Annotated in this window: 18 protein-coding genes and 1 pseudogene; 7 read left to right on the top strand and 12 right to left on the bottom strand. The window is 33.3% G+C overall.

The window, feature by feature from the left end; translation table 11 throughout:
- Nucleotides 1–517: 517 nt before the first annotated feature.
- On the bottom strand, nt 518–2,278 hold the full coding sequence (locus tag OF897_RS08795) for an SdrD B-like domain-containing protein (protein ID WP_267265328.1): 1,761 nt from the start codon (nt 2,276–2,278) through the stop codon (nt 518–520).
- 192 nt (nt 2,279–2,470) lie between these two features.
- On the bottom strand, nt 2,471–3,241 hold the full coding sequence (locus tag OF897_RS08790) for a DUF3108 domain-containing protein (RefSeq protein WP_267265327.1): 771 nt from the start codon (nt 3,239–3,241) through the stop codon (nt 2,471–2,473).
- Nucleotides 3,242–3,395: 154 nt separating this feature from the next.
- Here OF897_RS08790 and OF897_RS08785 point away from each other — a divergent pair, with 154 nt between their 5' ends.
- Both OF897_RS08785 and OF897_RS08780 read left to right on the top strand, forming a co-directional pair.
- Nucleotides 3,396–4,451, top strand: coding sequence for an NAD(P)/FAD-dependent oxidoreductase (locus OF897_RS08785; RefSeq protein WP_267265326.1), 1,056 nt, complete (start codon nt 3,396–3,398; stop codon nt 4,449–4,451).
- A gap of 79 nt (nt 4,452–4,530) precedes the next feature.
- Nucleotides 4,531–4,860 (top strand): 2Fe-2S iron-sulfur cluster-binding family protein, encoded by a 330-nt coding sequence (locus OF897_RS08780; RefSeq protein WP_267265325.1) that lies wholly within the window; start codon nt 4,531–4,533, stop codon nt 4,858–4,860.
- 451 nt (nt 4,861–5,311) lie between these two features.
- On the opposite strand, the gene OF897_RS08775 is transcribed toward OF897_RS08780, so the two are convergent.
- From OF897_RS08775 to OF897_RS08745, 7 genes and pseudogenes are all read right to left on the bottom strand, one after another.
- The gene (locus OF897_RS08775) at nt 5,312–6,301 is read right to left on the bottom strand and encodes a GTP pyrophosphokinase (protein WP_267265324.1); all 990 of its coding nucleotides are present in this window, start codon (nt 6,299–6,301) and stop codon (nt 5,312–5,314) included.
- A gap of 88 nt (nt 6,302–6,389) precedes the next feature.
- The gene (locus OF897_RS08770; RefSeq protein WP_267265323.1) at nt 6,390–6,971 is read right to left on the bottom strand and encodes an LOG family protein; all 582 of its coding nucleotides are present in this window, start codon (nt 6,969–6,971) and stop codon (nt 6,390–6,392) included.
- A 9-nt stretch (nt 6,972–6,980) separates the two neighbouring features.
- Nucleotides 6,981–7,448 carry a GNAT family N-acetyltransferase gene (locus OF897_RS08765; RefSeq protein ID WP_267265322.1) on the bottom strand — a complete coding sequence of 156 codons (468 nt, stop codon included), beginning with the start codon at nt 7,446–7,448 and terminating at the stop codon, nt 6,981–6,983.
- Between the two features lie 120 nt (nt 7,449–7,568).
- A pseudogene (gene tnpA, locus OF897_RS08760) lies at nt 7,569–8,002 on the bottom strand (IS200/IS605 family transposase).
- 292 nt (nt 8,003–8,294) lie between these two features.
- Entirely contained in the window at nt 8,295–9,740 is a 1,446-nt protein-coding gene (locus OF897_RS08755) for an aminoacyl-histidine dipeptidase (RefSeq protein WP_267265320.1), read from the bottom strand.
- Between the two features lie 101 nt (nt 9,741–9,841).
- Entirely contained in the window at nt 9,842–10,333 is a 492-nt protein-coding gene (locus tag OF897_RS08750; protein WP_267265319.1) for a hypothetical protein, read from the bottom strand.
- Nucleotides 10,334–10,383: 50 nt separating this feature from the next.
- Entirely contained in the window at nt 10,384–10,986 is a 603-nt protein-coding gene (locus OF897_RS08745) for an LURP-one-related/scramblase family protein (protein ID WP_267265318.1), read from the bottom strand.
- 216 nt (nt 10,987–11,202) lie between these two features.
- Here OF897_RS08745 and recR point away from each other — a divergent pair, with 216 nt between their 5' ends.
- Both recR and OF897_RS08735 read left to right on the top strand, forming a co-directional pair.
- Complete coding sequence (gene recR, locus OF897_RS08740) at nt 11,203–11,814, top strand: recombination mediator RecR (RefSeq protein WP_267265485.1); 612 nt, start codon at nt 11,203–11,205, stop codon at nt 11,812–11,814.
- The gene (locus OF897_RS08735; protein ID WP_267265317.1) at nt 11,815–12,654 is read left to right on the top strand and encodes a glycosyltransferase family 2 protein; all 840 of its coding nucleotides are present in this window, start codon (nt 11,815–11,817) and stop codon (nt 12,652–12,654) included.
- Nucleotides 12,655–12,705: 51 nt separating this feature from the next.
- On the opposite strand, the gene secG is transcribed toward OF897_RS08735, so the two are convergent.
- From secG to OF897_RS08720, 3 genes are all read right to left on the bottom strand, one after another.
- A complete protein-coding gene (gene secG / locus OF897_RS08730; protein WP_267265316.1) occupies nt 12,706–13,053 on the bottom strand; it encodes a preprotein translocase subunit SecG in 348 nt (115 codons plus the stop codon).
- Between the two features lie 123 nt (nt 13,054–13,176).
- Nucleotides 13,177–15,210, bottom strand: a complete 2,034-nt coding sequence (locus OF897_RS08725) for a M16 family metallopeptidase (protein ID WP_267265315.1) — start codon at nt 15,208–15,210, stop codon at nt 13,177–13,179.
- A 51-nt stretch (nt 15,211–15,261) separates the two neighbouring features.
- On the bottom strand, nt 15,262–16,575 hold the full coding sequence (locus tag OF897_RS08720) for a M16 family metallopeptidase (RefSeq protein WP_267265314.1): 1,314 nt from the start codon (nt 16,573–16,575) through the stop codon (nt 15,262–15,264).
- A gap of 225 nt (nt 16,576–16,800) precedes the next feature.
- Between OF897_RS08720 and OF897_RS08715 the strand changes: the two genes are divergently transcribed.
- The 3 genes from OF897_RS08715 to OF897_RS08705 all read left to right on the top strand — a co-directional run bounded on the left by OF897_RS08715 (nt 16,801) and on the right by OF897_RS08705 (nt 20,435).
- Nucleotides 16,801–19,134 carry an ATP-dependent helicase gene (locus OF897_RS08715; RefSeq protein ID WP_267265313.1) on the top strand — a complete coding sequence of 778 codons (2,334 nt, stop codon included), beginning with the start codon at nt 16,801–16,803 and terminating at the stop codon, nt 19,132–19,134.
- A gap of 90 nt (nt 19,135–19,224) precedes the next feature.
- The gene (locus tag OF897_RS08710) at nt 19,225–20,049 is read left to right on the top strand and encodes an alpha/beta hydrolase (protein WP_267265312.1); all 825 of its coding nucleotides are present in this window, start codon (nt 19,225–19,227) and stop codon (nt 20,047–20,049) included.
- On the top strand, nt 20,046–20,435 hold the full coding sequence (locus OF897_RS08705; RefSeq protein WP_267265311.1) for a hypothetical protein: 390 nt from the start codon (nt 20,046–20,048) through the stop codon (nt 20,433–20,435). The genes OF897_RS08710 and OF897_RS08705 overlap by 4 nt, the downstream gene beginning before the upstream one ends.
- Nucleotides 20,436–20,478 lie beyond the last annotated feature (43 nt).

Here is a 20,478-nt window from a genome sequence, read left to right as displayed (position 1 = left end):
ACTTCATTTTTGTAGATAAATATCTACAAACACATCGAAGTATATCTACAAGATAAATTATTATGATAAGTCAAGAGTTGGTAATTTTACACCAAGAAAGATAAGCGAAAAAAGAATTTCTTTAAAGATGATTTTTTAAGTCATAAATTTAAAAAGTAAGTTCAAAATTTTGAAGTTGGTTGAAAACACAAATGATGAAAATTATATATATCTGATTGTAGAGCCGAAAGGCTCTGCGAAAAGATACTAAAAAAGCCAACTTATAACTTTTAAACACAAATTGATTAACCTAAGTGTCATTATTACAGAGCTGAAAAGCTCTGTAAAAGATGCTTAAAAAATCAATAAAAGATATAAACACAACTGATTGAAATCCTTAGTATAATTACAGAGCTGAAAGGCTCTGTAACAGATACAGGTAAAAATTTTTTCATAATATTTCGTGGGGCAATGATTCCGGGATTTATGTTAATTTAGGTTTACAGAAAGCGGTTCTCTCGAGTCGCTTTTTGTTTTTCTACTCATTGCAGTCTCTTGCAATACATTTCCACGTTGTTGAGTATAATTTTACACATTTAGCATCAATATCATAAATAATCATACCTTCTTTTGGTTCTAAAACCATTGATGAATTCTGAACTCTAGTAATTACAAATCCTTTTTCTGAAGATTCTAATGCGATAAATCCGTTTGGAATATTTTGTGGCCAGGCTGATAATTTAGAAGTCTGTGTAGAAATTCCCAGTTTAGTTGGAGTTCCGACTCCGGTTGCTCCTGGTTTTGTGCAATATTGATAAACTGTTAATGTAATTGTCGCCACATTACTTTGTAAGCCGGCATTATCGTAAACAGTGTAATTTACGATTGGTAAATTTCCTGTAAAACCTGTTTGTGGAGTAAAAGTAAGTAAACCGGCATTGGTTAAACTGAAAACTCCAACATTTGTTATGCTAAAACCTTTTACATTTCCATTTACATCCGTTACAGTAGAATTTGATCCGGATGGCGGAACCAAATTAATAGTTGAAGAAACTACAGTTCCACTATTTGAGTCTGTATCGTTTGCTGTAAGATTAATTTGAATGGCTGTATTTTTTTCTCCACCTTTCACATCATTATTTGCAACAGGAGGTTGATTAATTCCAAAATTCTGATTTTGGATAGCTAAATCATTTAAAGTAACATTAATAACATTGTCGGTGTTATTATCAGTTGCTCCAACAATTACAAAACCTGTAGGAGTTTGAAGTTCAATTTTATAATTACCTGGAAAAACATCTGGAAAAACAAAAGCACCATTAGAACCTGTTGTTACTGTATTTACTAAAACATTACTTGAATTGTAAAGTCTCACCGTTGCTCCGGAATACCCATTTCCATCGGGAATTCCTGCGTTATTATCATTAAAAACGGTTCCTGAAATTGATTGTACAACCCCCATTGAGCTTTTGTTATAAGCTGTAAATGCAATATCACTTACTCCGGAAAACTTCTGAATAAAATACTTCACTGATGCGGCGTTGGTAGTAGTAATTCCAAAATCGCTCCAGTCAAAAGCCATCATTCTTAAAGGTCTTGTTCCATATAAATTTGCCTGATAAGTCGGTGTCGGGTTTACTGGATTGTAAAATTTAAATTTTCCATAAGCAATAATGGGTATTGTTGTAGAAAAATTAATACTTACAGGAATTCCTACACCTGCTTCGTTGGTATCAGCAAAATTATAGACATCAAAAACATTTCCTACTTCTCCAACTTGTGTAAAAACAATGTCAGGAATTCCATCGCCAATAGAAAGCGGATTAATATTGGAAATTTGATATTTAATTTGAGAAGAAGCCGGAAAATTAAAAATTGCAGTTCCTAGATCTAAACCATTTGTTCCGTCAGTAATATAAGTCAAAAGATTATTGGTTACCGGAACTGGCGAAATGTTTCCATCGCCACCACCATAGCTGCTTCCTACACCAATATAAGTGTTTGTATTTGGATTTGGAGAAGATGCTGCAGGAAAAGCCTGAAAAGTTAGTGGAGTATAATTGACAGAATTTGTGGTCAGTCGAGAATCATTTACTCCTGTAGAATAAATTGTTCCGTTCCAGGTAAATGCCAATAAATTGTGACTGGTTGTTGGGTTTACAGAGTTTTGAGTTTGAGAATCCCAATACGTATTAAAATCTGTAAAAGCTCGGGTTATTCCTTGTCCAAAAGTGAAATTTACTATTAATAATAGGAAAGCGATAAGAAGCGATCTCATCGTGGTTAAATTATTTTTCATCTTCACGTGTTTCAATCCGTTGATTTGGTTTTATTAAATCATTAATTCACTACAAAGATAATAATTGTTTAGATAGGGATAGGGATAAATTCAAAAATTAGATGAATTTAATTTTAAATAAGTTCTAAGATACATACTCATAAAAAATTCCGATAAAACTTACCGGAATTTAGATATCATATTTGTAAAAATCTATTTTGTAAACTTCACAGGATATTTTACATTTTTAAAATCATCAATACTTGCCTTTAAAGAACCAACAGCCAATTCAGCTTTTAATAATAAAGGAATATGATTGTAATCGTTGCTTACCCACATCGTAACGCCTTCTTTCTCTTTGAAAACCCTTCCGCTTTTCACGGATGGAATTATTTTTAAAGCATTAATAGTTCCAAATTTTGTCTTTAAATTTTCTGTTCCCATCACTTTTAACTGAAAAGGAAACATTTCATCATCAATCCAGACATTCATATTGATAATTGTTCCTACTTTCAGTTCGGCAGGAGTTTTACTTCTCAAATAATAAAAGCAGGAAAGCATATCTTGGATTCCTTTTACAGATTTTATTGTTTTAGAACCATTTGCAGGAGTCTTTTTATCAGTTAAAATCAATGTATTGTTATCGTGATTAAAAGTAGTCTGTAAATGCTGCGTATAACTACCTTCCTTTACATTTCTTACGTAGAAACTTGGTAATTCAGTTGCTATGTTAATATAACTTTCGTATAAATCTTCGACCTTGAAAAAAGCTCTTACAGCTCCGGTTGTTTGTCCTGTTCCTTTCACATAAAGATGCGGAAATCCTTTGTAGTTAACCTTTTTTGTGGTAAGATTTGCTGAACCCGCATTCAAAAATCCGTAGTGTATTCTTAACGTAATAGATTCGCCGTCTGCAACATTATTTAATTGCGAATATCCCAGAAAGAAAGCAAATATTGCAATGATAGTAAGTATCTTCTTCATAATTTAAAGTTTACAAAAAGACTGCCAAGTTTTTCATTCTCAGTTTTTTGCGGTTGTTTGATAAATCTCAGTTTTTTATTTAGGCATAATTAAATATGCTTCGCATTAAAATTAGTAAATTTGCAGCTACAAATTATTAAATTATCATCATATTATGATCACTACAGATATATTGATTATCGGAGCGGGACCAACAGGGCTTTTTGCCGTATTTGAAGCAGGTTTGCTAAAAATGAAATGTCACATCATCGACGCACTTCCACAACCTGGAGGTCAGTTGGCTGAGTTGTATCCTAAAAAACCGATTTTTGATATTCCGGGTTATCCGTCTGTAAATGCGGGAGAATTGGTAGATAATTTAATGGAACAAATCAAACAATTCCAACCGGGATTTACTTTGGGCGAGACCGCAATATCATATACGAAAGTTGATGACGAATGGTTTGAAGTAATTACTAATAAAGGAACTGTTCACAGATGTAAAGCAATCGCAATTGCAGGTGGTTTAGGAACTTTTGAACCTAGAAAGCCTACAATGGATAATATTGCTGATTACGAAGAGAAAGGTCTGGAATATTTCGTTAAAGAACCGGAACATTTCAGAAATAAAAAGGTGGTGATTGCAGGTGGTGGAGATTCAGCTTTAGACTGGAGCGTTTTCTTATCAAATGTCGCAAGTGAAGTAACTTTGATCCACAGAAGAAACGAATTCCGTGGCGCTTTGGATTCTGTAGAAAAAGTTCAGGATTTAAAAAATCAAGGTAAAATTAAATTAGTTACTCCGGCTGAAGTTACTGCTATTAAAGGTGACGGAAAAGTAGAAGCAATCACTGTAGCAATTGACGGTCAAGATCCTTACGACATTGAAACAGATTATTTCATTCCATTATTCGGGTTGACTCCAAAATTGGGAGAAATTGCTCAATGGGGATTGAATATCGAAAAAAATGCAATCGTAGTTAACAATGCATTGGATTATCAAACTAACATTGACGGTATTTATGCGATCGGAGATATCAATACTTATCCAGGGAAATTAAAGTTAATTCTTTGTGGCTTCCATGAGGCAACCTTGATGTGTCAGAGTGTTTACAACAGATTGAATCCGGGTAAAAAATTCGTTTTAAAATATACAACAGTAAGTGGAGTAGATGGTTTCGACGGAAGCCGTAAAGAAGCTGAGAAAGCTGTTGTAAAGAAAATAGATTAATCTCGTTGTTAGTTGTTGGTTATTAGTTGTTAGTAAAACATAAATGCCATCAACCATCAACCAATAACCATCAACTAAGATGAGCGATATAAATATTAAAATCACCGATAGAGAAGGAGTTACTCATGATGTAGTTGCACCAACGGATATGTCCATGAATTTAATGGAAATCATCCGTTCGTACGAATTGGCAGAAGAAGGAACCATCGGAGTTTGCGGAGGAATGGCAATGTGTGCATCTTGTCAGGTTTATGTACTTGATGATCCAGGACTTGAGCCGATGGGCGATGAGGAAGATGCGATGTTGGCAGAAGCTTATCATGTGGAAAGCAATAGCAGATTGGGTTGCCAGTTGCACATGGTTCCTGCAATGGAAGGTCTTGCTGTAGCAATTGCTCCTTATCCTTAATAGAAATTAAGATTATAAAAATACATAAAACACCTCTGGAACCAGATTCTAGAGGTGTTTTATTGTTAAGGATACGTCGTTCAATGATTCGGATAGGTTATGGACTTCTTCAGATACGTTCTTTTATGTCTCCATCAGAGTTGCGCAGTGGTTCGGAGAAGTCTTTCATCTATCAGGACTTATTAAATACCTGTCCTGATAGGTTATAGAACATAACGGAATAGATATGTAACCGCTCCGTTAGGGTAAATAACTAAGACGGATGCTTAATGAACGTGTCGATTTAGGTTAGATAACGTATCGGAACCTATAAATTATGTGTCGCGACTTCTGTCTAACGTGTCGGGATAGATTGTGGACGTATCGGTTGAGGTTCTAAACGTCAAATTTGAGTTATTTAAAGTTTCATATTTTTAGTTAATAGACAAAGTCAAAAATTCTAAACGCATTATTATTTATTTTCCAGATAATTAATCAACCAAAGTATGGGAGCACCTTGCATCAGAGAAATTTTTATTTTACTGTTATTGAAATTTTCATTTAATGATTGTAAATAATCTATTTGTCTGGTCGTAATTTCCTGTTTGTAATTGATGAGATTTTCTTCAAGCTGTGTTAAATCAAATATTTTTAAATTTTTTAGTTGTGATGAAAAATTATTCGAAGATAAATAAGTTGAGTCAAACTTGGGATTTTCAGTAAGCTTTAATGCTTTTTTAATGTCGTTTTCAATCTCCCGCAAAAGCTGATTTCTTTTCACAAAAGCAATAATTGTTGACTCGTTGATTTCTATAAATTTCTCTTTATTTTTTAAATTTTTACTGATAGAATTTTCAAAATCCTGAATTTCCTTTTTCAATTTTGTAAATTCAATATCTGCCTGCTCAAGCAAGGCTGCAACTCTGTAAAATGTGCGTTTTGCTTTTTGAGGAATTTCGGTAAAAGATTTATAGCCCAAATCATGTTCTATTTCTGCCCATGAATGCTGAAGAATGCTCCGGATCTGAATTTCAAACTTAATGTCTTTAAATTCAACATACTCAGATAATTCTTTTTTGTGATTATTGAGCTGCAGAATGTAATGAACGCTTCTGTATCCGAATTTATCAATTTCAATACTTCTTTTATCGGTAGAATTTTCCCAATCAATTTTAAATTCTTTATTAAGGAGTTCTTCTATTTTTGAAATATCGTCTTCGAAATAAGTAATAATTCTTAATGCTAAAATATCTGTAATATCATCAAGGTTTTCATATTTATTCTTCTTGATGACTTTCTGCGCAAGGCTTTCTTTGGTTTTTATCCTGCTTACGATCTGATGTATTGAAAAATTTTTACATAATTTCCTTAATATTTTTTCAACTTTAAAACTAAAGGAAGCATATAAAGGAGATTTTTCCTCATATTGAGTTAATATTTTATTTAAATCGTCCTTTGCCATAATAATTAGTCATTATTTAAATTTACAAACTTTTTAATAATCGTGATCCTAATTATTAATTGATCTTAAAAATTAAACTTTTCAACATTTAAACTTTCTCTTTAGAAATCCATTTTCCTACCGTCGGAGCCTGATAATATTTCATTTTTTCTAAAAGTTCATCAATAGTATCACTTACCAAAAGCATTTCCTGATTGATTTGTTTTAAAAATCCTTTATCAACCATAGTCTGAACCAATTTGATTAATTCATTATAAAACCCATCAATATTTAAAATGGCAATTGGTTTTTTGTGAAGTCCGAGTTGTGCCCAGGTAATCATTTCGAAAAACTCTTCTAAAGTTCCATAACCTCCCGGAAGAACGATAACGCCATCTGAAAGCTCATTCATTTTGGTTTTTCTTTCATGCATGGTTTCAACCAAAATTAGTTCGGTAAGATGCGTGTGTGCAATTTCCTTTGACTGTAAAAAATGAGGAAGAACTCCGATTGCTTTTCCTCCATTTTGAATAGTTCCATCTGCAACAGAACCCATCAAACCAACGTTTGCGCCTCCATAAATCAAACGAATGTTTTCTTCAGCTAAAGTTTTTCCAACTAAATAGGCCTGCTCTTTATAAATTTCTTCCGAACCGAAACTCGACCCGCAAAATACGGTAATACTTTTCATTGTTATCTATTAATTATTTTTCCATTTGATTTTTACCGCAGACATAATTTCTAATTCAAGTCTGATGTCTGGTAGAACTTCAAATTCATTTTTCATATAAAATTCTAAAGGAGATTTATAAAATTCTCCATTGATTTTTTTATCATTTCCGTGGTCAATTACCCAACCATTAAGTTCATTTTTATTTTGCTTCAGTTCATTCAAAATTTTTGTTCCCCAACCTTTGCCATGAAGGTTTTCTGAAAGAATAATTGCAAACCAAGTTTCGCTGTCTCTTACAAAAGTAATTGCCCAACCATGAATATTTTCTTCATCATTCACTAAAAGAAAATGATTGACTTCATTTAATTTTTCAAGATAACTTTCAAGTCCATCGATACTTTTATAAGCTAGTTTTTCAGGGTATTCATTATTCCACAATTGAAGAATATTTTCTTTTTGTTCAGGAGTGAGATGATTGGTATTTATGATTTTCATAGGTGTTGTTTTTAATTAATACGAGGCTTAAGATATCAATCTAATTTTCATTTTATCATTCAATAGGGGTGGGCTTTAGCCCACTTATAAAAAATTAAATTCATCGGCTTTAGCCAAAACCTATTTAAAGTTATATTTTTCGATAAATTCTAGATATTCTTCTTCAAAAGTTTTCTTCTGATGATGTATATTTTGATTTTTAATATAATTTCTTACTTGCTCAATCATCGATTCTGAGACGGAAACCGCAAAGTATTCTTCCTGCCATGCGAATTTTTCCTTTGTTAAATTGTTTTTATTGATCCAATAAGATGACTCACCTTTTATCAACTGAACAATATTTTCAATGTTTTGATTTGAACCTAGAGAAACTAAGCAATGACAATGGTCAGAATATCCGTTGACTATATCCATGAAAACTCCTTTTTCTGTTGCGTTTTCTTTAATATGTCTCCAAACTTTAATCCGTTGTTCTAAAATACTAAAATACTAAAATATGGAATTCTATTTTTTGTTGAAAAGACAATATGAATATAAACTTTGATAAATGACATTTGTGTTGTTTTCTCAAAAGTATAAATAATTTCTAAGTTTTGGCTAAAGCCTAAAAATTTTTCGCATAATCTATAAACGGGCTAAAGCCCGTTCCTATTGAATAAGATTATATTTTGATTTTTTTTAAATTATTGTTTTGTAGATGTTTTTGTCATTCAATAGGGGTGGGCTTTAGCCCTCCTATAAAATTTGATTTCTTTAAATGGCTTTAGCCAAAACTTAGATTATTAATCAAACAAAAATATCCAAAATCAAAAGACTTTGGATATTCTCAATATAAAAATTACATTCTTATTTCAAAGGAATATTCGCTAAAATATCTTTCGTAAAGCTCCAGAATTTCTGTGTTGAAGAGATATTCGCTTTTTCGTCAGGCGAGTGCGCTCCTCTGATTGTTGGACCATAGCTTACCATTTCCATTTCAGGATAATTAGCACCGATAATTCCACATTCTAAACCTGCGTGACAAGCAACAACATGAGGCTTCTCGCTGAATTTTTCAGTATAAATTTTCTCCATTATCTGAACGATTTCAGAACCCGGTTTTGGTTTCCAACCTGGATAAGAACCGCTGAATTCTACATTCATTCCTGCTAATTCTGAAACTGATTTCAATTGTTCAGCAACAGAGTCTTTAGACGAATCTACCGATGATCTAGAAAGGTTTAAAATTTTCAAACCGCCTTCTTTCAACTCAACTCTTGCTACATTGTTTGATGATTCCACCAAATCCTGAACATCTGGACTCATTCTATAAACGCCGTTGTGAAGCGACTTTAAAACCAAAATAATTTTCTTTGAATCTTCTACAGAAAGTGCTTTTTCTGAGCTTGTAGAATTTTCAATATTAATTTGAAGTCCTGCTTCGATTGAAGCAAATTCTTCTAAAATTTCTTTTTTGATTCCGTTGGTTACATTTTCAATGAATTCACCAGCATTTCTTACAGAAATTAAAGCAACAGATTCCCTTGGGATCGCATTTCTCAAACTTCCGCCATCAATTGAAATTAACTGAACGTTTTGATTTTCCAAAGCTTTGTAAAGAATTCTGCCTAAAATGATATTAGCATTTCCGAAACCTTTATGAATATCCATTCCTGAGTGACCACCTTGAAGACCTTTTACTTCAATTCTTACAATTTGTCCGTTGGAAGCTTCTGTAGAGTAGTTTTGATTAATGGTAACGTCGATTCCACCTGCGCAACCGATGTCGATTTCGTCATCTTCTTCTGTATCTAAATTTAAAAGAATTTGACCGGTCAATTGTCCTGGTTTTAAACCTAAAGCTCCGGTCATTCCTGTTTCTTCATCAATCGTGAAAAGAGCTTCCAAATCAGGATGTGGGATGTCTGAACTTTCAAGAATCGACATAATTGTTGCAACACCTAAACCGTTATCTGCACCTAAAGTCGTTCCTTTTGCCTTTACCCAGTCTCCGTCAACTTCCATCTGGATTCCCTGAGTTTCAAAATCGAAATTTACATCATTATTTTTTTGGCAAACCATATCCAAATGCGACTGCATCACGATAGATTTACGGTTTTCCATTCCTGGAGTTGCAGGTTTTTTAATAATTACGTTTCCTACTTCATCTACTGTAGTTTCCAGTCCTAAATTTTCACCAAATTCTTTGATGAAGGCAATTACTTTTTCTTCTTTTTTAGAAGGTCTCGGAACTGCATTTAACTTTGAAAAATTCTTCCAGATAATCTGCGGTTCTATGTTTGATAGTTCCATAAAATTTATTTTTCTCAAAATTACGAAATTAAAAATGCTCCCGAAATTCAGTAGCACTATTTTTGCTTATTGCTTATTGCTTATTGCTTATTGCTTATTGCTTAGCATCCGCATTCGCCATAAATTGGCATCGTAGTTTTGCTTCCGTCTGGTTTTTCGATCGTTAAAGTACCTTCAAAAAGCAAAGCTTCTTCGTGCTTAATTTTTTTACCTTTCACTGAAATTTTATAATTCTCATTTTCTATTTCTTTCGTCAGTTGTTCATCAACTTCCATATCGCTTGATGAAATAAGATTCATTGCCAATCTTTTTCCGTCGAGCATCATGTAAGCAGTTTTTCCTGCATCATCAGCGTAAATGTACTTTTCGTTTTCGAAATCAGCTTTATTCTTAGCAAAATAGCAAGAACATTCTTTAATCTCTTTTGGAAAAGGAATTACACCAATTTCAATATTTGTATTCTGAACATCTGATTTTACTGAATCATTAATAATATTTGTAGAGTCAGTTTTTGTAGAATCAGAAACAGTTTCTTTATCTTTTTTACAGGCAACTAATAAAAATGCTGAAAAGAAAATGATTAAATATTTCATGTATTTGAATTTAAAAAGTAATACAGCTTCAAATTGTAAGCCAATGGTTATTATCCTCTTGCTCTTTCAAGCAAAACCATCATCAGAAAAGATAAAACAACCAAACTTTCGTCTTCATCGTCAATATCGACTAATCTGTCTAATTGGAATCTTCTTCCAAAGAATGAAGGCATTTTTTTAAGTTTAAAATATTCTTTTCCGTCCATTCCTTTTACGGTATAAGAAGGATTCAAGAAATATCCGGTAAACATTCCGATAATTGGAATTTCACCTACCATTCCGTCGAAAAACTTCACCCAAGCGTTGTCTTCTGTAATGGTAAATTTCTGTTGGTCTGCTTCATCCAAAACGTTGTATGAAGATTTCCAGATTGATCGCATTCCTTTTCGTGCTAATCTCCCGAAGTTTTTCCCTAATGTATCTTTAATTGAGTAAGATGCATTAAAATCAATCCACTGGTTCGCCTGAATTCTGAATAGCTCTTTGGTTTTGCTTTCATCATTAAAAACAACAACATCTTCTTTTAATTTAAACATTTTCTGACGTACATACGCCACATAATTTCCGTTTCTGTCTGTAATGTTGAAATCGCTGGCAAGAGTTGAGATTTTAAATTTAAAATCCAGCGGATAGTTTAGGTTGTTAAGTGCCATTTTTTTGTTTATATTTTCAAGTTTAATATTTTGTGTTCCAAAGATAACGGTTTTTTCAGATTTACAATTGTCAATAATTAAATTATGAGAGATAGTTTGAAAATGATAATCGAAAGTTATGAATGCAAAATTTTGGTAAAAAAATAGATGAAGTTTCTGAATAATTGCGAACCTACAATTTTCAATTTTAAAAGTTTAATGCTTATTTTTGTAGTTATGGATTATCCGAGTAAAGTATTGGCAAAAGCAGTGGACGAGATTTCCGGACTTCCGGGAATTGGTAGAAAAACAGCTTTACGTTTAGCACTTCATTTATTAAAACAACCGAATTCCAGAGCATCGAGTTTGGGAACTTCAATCATTAATCTTGTGAATGAAATTAAATACTGCAAAGAATGTCATAATTTTTCAGATTTTGAAATTTGTGAAATTTGTAGTAATCATAAACGTAGTGATGATGTGGTTTGTATTGTGGAGGATGTTCGTGACGTGATTGCTATTGAAAATACAGGAAAATACACAGGAAAATATCTTATTTTGGGCGGGAAAATTTCTCCGATGGAAGGAGTGGGACCAAATCAGCTTAATATTCCGAGTATCGAAAAAAAGCTTAATGAGGGTAAAGCGAAAGAATTTATTTTTGCTTTAAGTGCAACGATGGAAGGTGATACAACAGCTTACTATATTTATAAAAAATTCAAAAATTTCGATATTAAATTTTCAAGTATTGCGAGAGGAATTTCAGTAGGAGATGAGCTGGAATATGCTGATGAAATTTCTTTGGGAAGATCGATCGTCAACAGATTACCTTATAACGAAAAGGATTAAATGATGGTGAAACTTTCTATTATTATCGTTAATTATAACGTAACGCAACTTTTGAGAAACTGCCTTCTTTCTATTGAAAAATATTTGAAAAATATCAGTTATGAAGTTATTGTTATTGACAATAAATCTCCTGACAGTTCGTGGGGGGATTTGATTCCCGAATTTCCGAAAGTACATTTTATCGCTTCCGAAACCAATGATGGTTTTTCGAAAGCAAATAATAAGGCAATTCAGTCTGCAAAAGGAGAATATCTTTTAATTTTAAATCCAGACACAGAAATTGAAGGTTTTTACATGAATGAAATTTTAGATTTTGCCGATTCAAAACCTGAATTTGGATGTCTTGGAGTGAGGATGCATGATGCAAACGGAGTATTTCTACCTGAAAGTAAAAGATCAGTTCCGGATATGTTTAATTCTTTTGAAAAGCTCTTTACAAAGTTTAAAAAAAATAATTCTAAATCGTATTACAGAAACGATATCGGCGAATTTGAAGTGGCGGAAGTGGAAGTTATTACAGGAGCTTTTTTCCTAGTTAAAAATGCTGTTTATAATAAGATTGGAGGTTTGGATGAAAAGTATTTCATGTATGGTGAAGATATCGATATCTGTTATACTTTGCTGAATCACGGTTTTCAAAACTATTATTATGGTAAAGCATCAATTCTTCATCATAAAGGTGAAAGTTCGATAAAAGATGAGGTATATCTTCAAAGATTTTATGGAGCGATGCAGATTTTCATTGATAAATATTATAAAAACAGCAAACCTCTACAATATTCTTTTCTGAAAGCAGGTTTAAAACTCAGACACAAAATCGAACAAATCAAACTGAAATAAAAAAAGCAACTCCATCGAGTTGCTTTTCATTTTATCTTAAATAATAATTTCTTATTTAGAAGCCGGAACACTTACCGGAGCTGAAGTTGTAGTAGAAGCCGGAGCTTTTTCTGCAGGTGCTTCAGTTTTAGCCGGAGCTTGAGGAGTTGGAACAGCCACTTTAGGTTTTCCTGTTACCACAACGCTTATCAAAATCAGAACGATAATTACCGCTCCAAGAGTCCATGTTGATTTTTCCATAAAATCATTTGTTCTCTGTACTCCGAATTGCGTAGAAGATGCACCTCCGAATGTACTGGAAAGACCGCCACCTTTTGGGTTTTGAGCCATAACAACGATTACCAATAAAATGCTGGCAATCATAATAAGAACCATCAATAGTGTAAATATAGTATCCATTAATTTTGATATCTTTTTGAATGGGCAAATTTAATCTTTTTTTACCGAATGGCAAAATAAGATTTAGGCTAAAAACAAAAAACGGCAGCAAAAGCCACCGTTTTCATTAAAATATATTAATTCTTATTTGAAGTCAGAATCTTTAGCTTGGTTTACTTGGTAAGATTTTACATCAAAAGTAAGTTCCATTCCGCCCATATCCTGAACGATAGTGTAAGGAACTTTTATACCAGCAACTTCTTTGTAATTTCCGTAGCTAGTTGGGATAGGACCTCCTTCTCCTGCTTCAACTTCACCAGTTTTAAGACCAGTTTTTACAGAATAGTAATACGTTTCCTTTGCTCCTTTTACTACGTAAGAATCTTCGTTGTTGTACTTTTCGATTCCTGTAACTTTAAGATCTGTAGATTTTGCAAAACCTAATTCAGGGAAAAGCTCAGTTTCTTTAGACATTTCAGCTTTTTGTTCTGCGCTTAATGGCATTTTCTGACCTTGAGCTTCCATGTAACCGTCTTTACCGTCAAAAACTATTTTTTGAACAGTATTTCCCATTACTTTCATGTCCATGTTCATTTTCCCGTTTTTACCTTGAATCATTTTCATCGTCATATCCATTCCCTGGATTTTCGAAGTAGCATCAAAAGTAATTGTGCTTACTTTTTGCAAAGCAGCAGCTCCACCAATTGCAGCGATATATTTATCTGCTACAGAAGCTACAGTTACACTTACATCAGCTTTTTGAGCAACAGGTTTTGCAACAGGATTTGCATTAGCGTCATAGTATTTTACAGGGTAACCTAATTTTTCCAATCCTTCAGAAATATCCGAAGCTTTACCTGCAACAAAAATTCTGCTTTGGTTTGGTAAAACATTAGCTTTTACAGCATTTGAAACATCTGCTGCTGTTACTTTATCGATTGATTTTAAATAATTAGTATAAAAATCAGCAGGAAGGTTGTTTACTTTTTGGTTTAAAGCAAATCTTGCAATTGTTGCAGGCTGCTCTAATGCCATAATGAAACTTCCTTTCAATTTAGCTTTAGCATTTGCTAATTCTTCAGGTTTTACAGTCGAAATAGCATTCAATTCGTTCATGAATTCTTTTACTGCCTTATCTGTAACTTCATTTCTTACGCTCGCTTCTGCTGAAAAATCAGGAGAATATTTGCTTGCAGTCATGCTTGAATAAGCACCATAAGTGAAACCGTTTTTCTCACGAAGATTCATGAAAAGTCTTGCTTCACCACCACCACCAAGAATGTAGTTGGCGATTGTTGCAGGGAAATAATTAGGATCATTCATCTTTAGTTTAGTAAGATTTCCTACAGAAACTACAGATTGTACAGCTGAAGGTACATCAACGATGTTGATTTCCGTTTTAGCAACATTATTTGCAGGCTCTAAAGCTGCAAATTTAGTATCTGCTTTTTTCCAATTGCTGAATGCTTTTTCAACCATTGGTTTTACCTGGTCAAATTTTACATCACCTACAATTACCAAATAAGCATTGTCTGGAGCGTAATATTTTTTGTAAACGTTCTGTACGTCTGCCAAAGTAATTTTTTTAACAGATTCTTCCGTTTCAAACTCACCTCTAGAAGTGTTTTTTCCGTAAGCTAATGCATTAGAAACTCTTGAAGCAATAGTAGAAGCATTTTTCTCTTCAGATTTTAATCCTTCAATAGTTCTTAGTTTAGCAGTTTCAATTTCTTCTGCAGAAAACTTAGGATTAATGATTGCATCAGACATCAATGTCAATACTTGCGGGAAGTATTTTGAAAGAGAGTTTGCAGAAGCTCCAGCAGAAGAGAATCCTAAACTTGCTCCTAAATAATCTATTTTTTTGTTGAATTCGTCTTTGCTAAGTGTAGTAGTACCGTTGTCTAGCTGACTTGCCATGATTTCGCTCACTCCAGCGATGTTTCCTTCGAAGTAAGGCTGTCTGTCCATAGAAAGGCTCATGTTAACTCTTGGAAGTTTGTTGTTTTCAACAACCATTACCGTTAAACCGTTCTTTAATTGGAAAGTCTTTGGCTGAGCAATGTTGATTGCAGGAGTTGGTCCTGGTTTTGGCATTGCGTTAAGATCAATTTTTTGTGCAGAAAGCATTCCTGTGAATAAAAATGCTACTGCTATATAGGTTAATTGCTTTTTCATTTGTAAAAATTTAATTTTAATAATTCTTCTTAACTTAATGTTTTAAAGAGATTATTTTTTTTCAGGTACGTAATTGATGATTACTCTTTGGTTAGAATTAAGATACTTTTTAGCAGCATTTTGTAAATCTTGCTTCGTAATAGATTTGTAGATATCTATTTCTTTGTTGATTAAATTTGTATCTCCCATCAAAACATGACTTGTCGCCAATGAAGAAGCAATCCCCTGAATACTAGAATTGGTATTCACAAACTGATTCTCATATTGGTTTTGAAGTTTTTGGTAATCTTCATCTGAAATCAAAGTAGTCTGTACTTTTTTAATCTCAGCATCGATGTCATTTTGTAAAACTTGCTTCGTTGTAGCTCCCATTGGGATTGCAAAGAATGCAAAAATACTGTAGTCTTCCATACCTTGGTTGAAAGCTGCAACCTGAAGAGCTTTTTTATCCTGATCTACCAATTTTTTGTATAAAACTGAAGATTTACCACTGCTTAAGTAAGAAGAAAGCATGTCTAAAACATATGCATCTCTTTCTTTATTACTTGGTGTTCTGTAAGCAAAAATATATGCAGGAAGTTGAATGTTTGCATCAGTTGCAGTTACTTCTTTTTCCTTTGTGATAGGCTCATCTTTAGGGAAATTTTTAGGAGTTACAGTTCCTTTAGGGATGCTTCCGTAATATTCTGAGATCCATTTTTTAGTTTGCTCAGGCTTGATGTCTCCTGCAACTACCAAAGTAGCGTTGTTAGGAACATAATATTTCTTGTAGAAAGCTTTGAACTCGTCTAATTTCGCACCGTTCAAATCTTCGATAGAACCAATTACAGAACCGTGGTACGGGTGATTGGTGAAAAGATTTTGTTGAATTGTATTGAAAAGATTTCCGTAAGGAGAATTATCCATTCTTAATCTTTTCTCTTCTTTTACAACCTCTCTCTGAGTATCTACACCAATTTGGTTGATTTCTGCGTGACGTAATCTTTCAGCTTCCATCCAAAGACCCAATTGCTCATTGTTTGAAGGGAAAGTTTCGTAGTAATACGTTCTGTCCATGCTCGTGTTGGCATTGTTTTGTCCTCCGTTTGAAGAAACAATTTTAAACCAGTCTCCTCTTTTGATGTTTGGAGTTCCTTCAAATAAAAGGTGCTCAAAAAAGTGAGCGAAACCTGTTCTTCCTTTAACTTCGTCTTTTGCACCAACGTGGTACATTACCGCTGTAGTAACTACAGGAGCAGAATTATCTTGGTGAAGAATTACGTGCATACCATTTGGTAAATCATACTCTTCGAATTTGATTTGTTGTGCATTCAGCATCACTCCAAAAAAGGCAACAGCTGCAGCACTAAGAAGTCGTTTTTTCATAAAATAGAAATTGTTTTGTCAATGAGTGGTAAATTTACAGTAATTGTTACATTTTTTTTAATATTTTTTTAATGATTTGTAATAGGGTATGAATTTTGCACACCGACTTTTTAATTGAAGGTATATTATTTTCATATTGAACTGAAGTATATTGATGGAAATTAAATACAAATTTGAATTCTCCTTATAATACACTAATTTTGTGTTCCCAAATTTTTTTGCTGTATGGATTATCTGAAAGGACTCAACGAATCACAATATGAAGCCGTTACCACATTACAAGGACCTTTGATGGTACTTGCCGGAGCAGGTTCAGGAAAAACACGTGTACTCACGATGCGTATTGCCCATTTGATTACCAATGGAATTGATCCTTTTAATATTCTTTCGTTGACGTTTACCAATAAAGCGGCAAAAGAAATGAAAGAGCGTATTGCGAAAGTTGTAGGACCAAGCAATGCGAGAAGCCTTTGGATGGGAACTTTTCACTCTGTTTTTGCAAGAATTCTGAGAAGTGAAGCGCATTATTTGGGTTATCCTTCCAATTTTACGATTTACGATCAGCAAGATGCTTTGAATGTGCTTAAAAAATCCATCAAAGATCTAAATATTGATGCTGATTTGTACAAACCTAAAAAAGTTCTGTCTAGAATTTCAAATTATAAAAATAATCTGATTACCGTAAGAGCTTATGAAAATAATCCGGAATTAATAGAGGCTGATGAAAAAGCCAACATGAAATTCATGGGAAAAATTTATAAGAAATATGTTGAGGAATGTTTCAAAAATGGTTCAATGGATTTTGATGATTTATTATTAAAAACTAATGAATTGTTAACAAGATTTCCAGAGGTTTTGGCAAAATATCAAGACCGATTCAGATATATTTTGGTGGATGAGTACCAAGATACGAACCACTCTCAGTACTTAATTGTAAAAGCTTTAGCCTCAAAATTTGAAAATATCTGTGTAGTTGGAGACGATGCACAGTCGATTTATTCTTTCCGTGGAGCGAATATTTATAATATTTTAAATTTCAAAAAAGATTATCCTGAAGCGGTCACAGTTTCTTTGGAGCAAAATTACCGTTCAACTCAAAATATTGTAAATGCAGCCAATGTTGTCATTGCAAAAAACCTTCAACAGTTTAAGAAAAATGTTTTCAGTGAAAACGAAGTTGGTGAAAAAATAAAAGTGTACCGCTCACTTTCCGACGCCGATGAAGCGAATTTCGTTGCCGGAAATATATGGGAACTTCATAATCGCGAACAAAGAAAATTCAACAATTTTGCGATTCTATATCGTACCAATTCTCAGACGCGTGCTTTTGAAGACGCTTTGAGAAGAAAAAATATTCCGTATAAAGTTTACGGTGGTCTTTCGTTTTACCAAAGAAAGGAAGTTAAAGATTTGTTGGGTTATTTAAGACTTTTAGTCAATGAAAATGACTCTGAAGCTTTAATGAGAATTATCAATTTTCCTACGAGAGGAATTGGTGAAACGACTCAAAATAAACTGATTGTTTTTGCAGATTCTCAAAATCTTTCGGTTGCAAAAGTTTTAGACAATCTCTCTATTTATGCGCCACATTTAGGCTTTAATAATGGAGTGATTACTAAATTGAGCGATTTTTGGTCGATGATTAAAGCATTTCAGGTTTTGCTTAAAACAGAAACAGCTTATAATGTTGCGATGGAAGTTGCGAAAAGAAGTGGTTTAATTAAATTTTTAAAAGACGATCAGACTCCGGAAGGAATTTCGAGGGTAGAAAACGTTCAGGAATTGATGAACTCGATGCAGGGTTTCATTGAAGAACAAATTCAGTTGGAAGATGGTGACCCGAGTTTGCCGAATTTCCTTGAAAATATTGCACTTTCAGCCGATACTCAGGATAAAAAGAATGGTGATGAAGATATGGTTTCTTTAATGACGATTCACTTATCAAAAGGTCTGGAATTTCCGGTTGTTCATTTGGTTGGATTGGAGGAAAATCTATTCCCGAGTTTTATGAGTTCAGCCACCAGAGAAGACTTGGAAGAGGAGAGACGTTTGTTCTACGTTGCCTTAACAAGAGCTGAAAAACAGGCGTTTTTCTCATACGCTGTTTCACGTTTTCAATGGGGGAAAATTACCGATGCAGAACCTTCAAGATTTTTAAGCGAAGTGGATGAAGAATATATTGAATTCTTAAATCCAGCAATGGAAGGAAGATTCATTAATAAAACCGGAATCAGTTCTAATATTTTTGATGAACATCCTTCGGAAATGAGAAGTTTCAAGAAGGTTGAGAAGAAAACGATTTCCAAAAGTGAAAATGATAAACCGATTGCAGAACCAAGAAAACTAAAACCTGTTGCTTCTGCAAAAATTATCAACCCAAGCGGAGCTTCTTCGCAGGATATTGAAGTGGGAGACAAAGTGAGACACGACCGTTTTGGAATTGGTGAAGTGGCTTTCTTAGATGGAACTGATCCTCAAAATATCAAAGCAAAAGTAGTTTTCTTACATGAAGGGGAGAAAAATTTGATTTTGAAGTATGCTAAATTGACGAAGATTTAATTTAAAAACAACATCATAAATTTTAAACAGACTTTCGCTGAAGGTCTGTTTTTTTTATAAATTCATATCTTTAAATCATAAATTTTTAAAATGAAAAAAATCCTCATATTTCTTTTAATAACAATCTCTTCAATCCAAATTTTTTCGCAGGATTATAAAACCATCAACAATATTCATTATTATGATGAGAAAACAAATAAATCTGATTCTTACATTAATGAAAGATGTGTTTTAGATGTTTATATTCCAACAACTGTTAAAAACTTTTCTACCATCATTTGGTTTCACGGTGGCGGAATTACAGGCGGAGAAAAACACATTCCCGAAGAATTAAAAAATAAAAGAGTTGCCGTAATTGGAGTAAATTACAGACTGTCTCCAAAAGTTAAAGCTCCGAAATATATAGAAGATGCAGCCGCTGCAACAGCTTGGGTTTTTAAAAATATTAAAAATTATGGAGGAAGTGACGATTTGATTTTTATCACAGGACATTCTGCAGGTGGTTATCTTGCCTCAATGGTTGGTTTGGACAAGTCTTATTTAAATAAATATCAGATTGATGCTAATCAATTAGCCGGAATCATTCCTTTCAGCGGGCAAATGATTTCCCATTTCACAACTAGAAAAGAAAAAGGAATCGAAGAACTCGATGCAAGAATTGATGAAATGGCACCTTTGCATTTTATCCGTGCAGATTCGCCGCCTTTGCTTTTGATTACGGGAGATCGAGAAAAAGAACTACTTGGAAGATATGAAGAAAACGCTTATATGTGGCGAATGATGAAGCTGAAAGGTCATAAAGAAACTGTTTTGTATGAACTTGACGGTTTTGATCACGGGGGAATGGCTCATCCTGCTTTTCCCTTACTTTTAAATGAAATTAAGAGAGTTGAGAAACTAAAAGCAGTCAAATGATGAGGTTTTTCATTTCTTTAGTTTTGTTGAGTTTAATAATTTCATGTGGAAAATCCACTGATAATACAATTATCGGAACATGGGAATTGGTGAAATCAGAAACAGGAAAAGGCTCTGAAATAATTGTTGACGAAGATTTTGATTATTCATTACAGTTTCATTCAAATGGAACTTATAAAGATTTTACCAACGGAAAAGCTTTTTCAGGGAAATTTAATATCAATAAACGAGATATTTTGGAATTGGTAAATCCTGTGACAAAAGACACAACTTATTTCTCTTATCAACTAATCCGGTCATCATTGATTTTAAATGAAGTAAATAAATTCGGAAATTTGGCTTGTGATGAAGGTTGTACAGAGATTTTTAAAAAAATAGATCATTAGGTTTTATCCATAGAATAGTTTCGGCGCGGGCAAAGCCCGCGCC

It is taken from the genome of Chryseobacterium formosum (assembly GCF_026460885.1).
Lineage (GTDB): Bacteria > Bacteroidota > Bacteroidia > Flavobacteriales > Weeksellaceae > Chryseobacterium > Chryseobacterium formosus.
The sequence above is the reverse complement of the archived record's forward strand: the minus strand, read 5'-3'. Positions and strand labels throughout refer to the sequence as shown.